Genomic DNA, 2,235 nt, shown 5'->3' with positions numbered 1-2,235 from the left:
AAAGCGACCGCATCGCCCTGATGGCCGCCGGTCTTCAGGCCTGCGGCGTCGCCGTCGAGGAGGAGCCGGAGGGCTTCACCGTCACCGGCGGCCCCGGGAACGGACCTGTCCGCGGCGGCGCCACGGTCGTCACCCACGGCGACCACCGCATCGCCATGAGCCATCTGATCCTCGGCCTCGCCGCCGCCGAACCGGTGACCGTCGACGAGCCCGGCATGATCGCCACCAGCTTCCCCGGCTTCGTCGGGTTGATGCGCGGGCTGGGGGCAAGCCTTGGCTAAGCGATCGCGCAGGAAGGATGGGCCCTTCGAAACCCTGGCCCGTTGGGATGCGCGTTGGCGCAAGCGGAAGAACGCCTTTTGGGACCGGGTCTTGAGGTCGCGATACGGCCCCGTCGTCGAGTTCGCTATCGCCGCCTTCTTATTCGTCCTTGGACTGTTTCTCGTTTTCACCGCATTCGAGGGTCTCTCGACCGGCGTCCTCCATGGACGAGGCGGCGCCGTTCGTCTCTCTGACGCTCCGGTGCTGTTCTGGATGAGATTCGTCTGGGACCTGGCGCTTGGCGGCCTCTTCGTCGGCGGCACCCTTCTCGCCCTCTGGTTCCGGTTCGGAACGGCCCGTGGCAAACGATCCGCAGCGCAGCGCCTTCGCCGCGCACAAAAGAAGTCGACCGACAGTGAGTGACGATCTGACCGCACCCCTCATCATCGCCGTCGACGGACCCGCCGCCTCGGGCAAGGGCACCATCGCCGCCCGGCTGGCCGCGACCTACGGCCTGCCGCACCTCGACACCGGCCTGCTCTACCGCGCCGTCGGCCTGGGCGTGCTGGACAGCGGCGGCTCCCTCGACGACGAGGCGGCCGCCGAGGCCGTGGCCCGGGCGCTCGACGCCAGCCACCTGGTCGACACCGACCGCCTGACCGGCCGCGACGCCGGCGAGGCGGCCAGCCGGGTGGCCGGCTATCCGGGCGTGCGCGCCGCCCTGCTGGCCTTCCAGAAGACCTTCGCCGGCCAGCCCGGCGGGGCCGTGCTGGACGGCCGCGACATCGGCACGGTCATCGCCCCCGAAGCCCAGGCCAAACTCTATGTCACGGCCAGCCCCGAGGTCCGCTCCCTGCGCCGCTGGAAACAGCTGACCGGCCGCGGCGAGGTCATCGCCTATGACGACATGCTGGCCGACATCGTCCGCCGCGACGAGCGCGACGCCGGCCGGGGCGCCGCCCCTATGGTGCAGGCGCAAGACGCCGTCTTGCTGGACACGACCGATATGGATATAGAGACCGCCTTCGATGCGGCCCGCCGTATCGTCGAGGCGGCGCGCGTCCGACACGGCCTTTAGGCCCTCAAGGACAAATCCAACGCTCCGGTCCTCGGCTTCCGCGGGCGATCTGGCTTCATTTGCCTCGCATCCCGACGACCTGTTCCTGATTTCAAACTCACCTCGCGCGGGGCCGTCCGGTCACGCGCCACAACCGTTAGAAACCCCAACCCTGCATGACCGACACCCAAAGCTTCTCCCCCTCGCGTGACGACTTCGCCGCGCTGCTCGACGAAACCCTTCAGGGCCGCGACCTCGGCGAAGGCCAGGTCGTCCACGGCCGCGTCGTCGGCATCGAAAAGGACATCCTGATCATCGACGTCGGTCTGAAGACCGAAGGCCGCATCCCGGCCCGCGAGTTCGGCATCGGCGAGGGCGCCGTGATCCCGAAGGTCGGCGACAACGTCGAAGTCTATCTGGAGCGCGTCGAGAACGCCCTGGGTGAAGCGGTCATCAGCCGCGACAAGGCTCGCCGCGAGGAAGCCTGGACCCGTCTGGAAGTGGTCTTCGCCGACGGCCAGCCGGTCAACGGCACCATCGTCGGCCGCGTCAAGGGCGGCTTCACCGTCGACCTCGGCGGCGCCTCGGCCTTCCTGCCGGGCTCGCAGGTCGACATCCGTCCGGTGCGCGACGTCGCCCCGCTGATGGGCAAGGAACAGCCCTTCGCCATCCTCAAGATGGACCGCCCGCGCGGCAACATCGTCGTCTCGCGCCGCGCCATCCTGGAAGAGGCCCGCGCCGAACAGCGCACCGAACTGGTCGGCCAGCTGCAGGAAGGCGAAGTCCGCGAAGGCGTGGTCAAGAACATCACCGACTACGGCGCGTTCGTGGATCTGGGCGGCATCGACGGCCTGCTGCACGTCACCGACATGTCGTGGAAGCGCGTCTCGCACCCGTCGCAGGTCCTCGCCGTCGGC

Annotated in this window: 2 protein-coding genes and 1 pseudogene; all 3 read left to right on the top strand. The window is 69.1% G+C overall.

Going from position 1 to position 2,235, the window contains the following annotated elements:
* Positions 1 to 281 (top strand): annotated as a pseudogene (locus VGD32_RS07325) (3-phosphoshikimate 1-carboxyvinyltransferase); the annotation flags it as partial.
* A gap of 407 nt (positions 282 to 688) precedes the next feature.
* Complete coding sequence (gene cmk, locus VGD32_RS07320) at positions 689 to 1,339, top strand: (d)CMP kinase (protein ID WP_331031246.1); 651 nt, start codon at positions 689 to 691, stop codon at positions 1,337 to 1,339.
* A 155-nt stretch (positions 1,340 to 1,494) separates the two neighbouring features.
* On the top strand, positions 1,495 to 2,235 hold a 741-nt coding region (locus VGD32_RS07315), incomplete at its 3' end, for a S1 RNA-binding domain-containing protein (protein ID WP_331031245.1).

The sequence above is a fragment of the Brevundimonas sp. genome (genome assembly GCF_036402095.1).
In the GTDB taxonomy this organism is placed as follows: Bacteria; Pseudomonadota; Alphaproteobacteria; order Caulobacterales; family Caulobacteraceae; genus Brevundimonas.
This window is presented reverse-complemented; position numbering and strand designations above follow the sequence as displayed.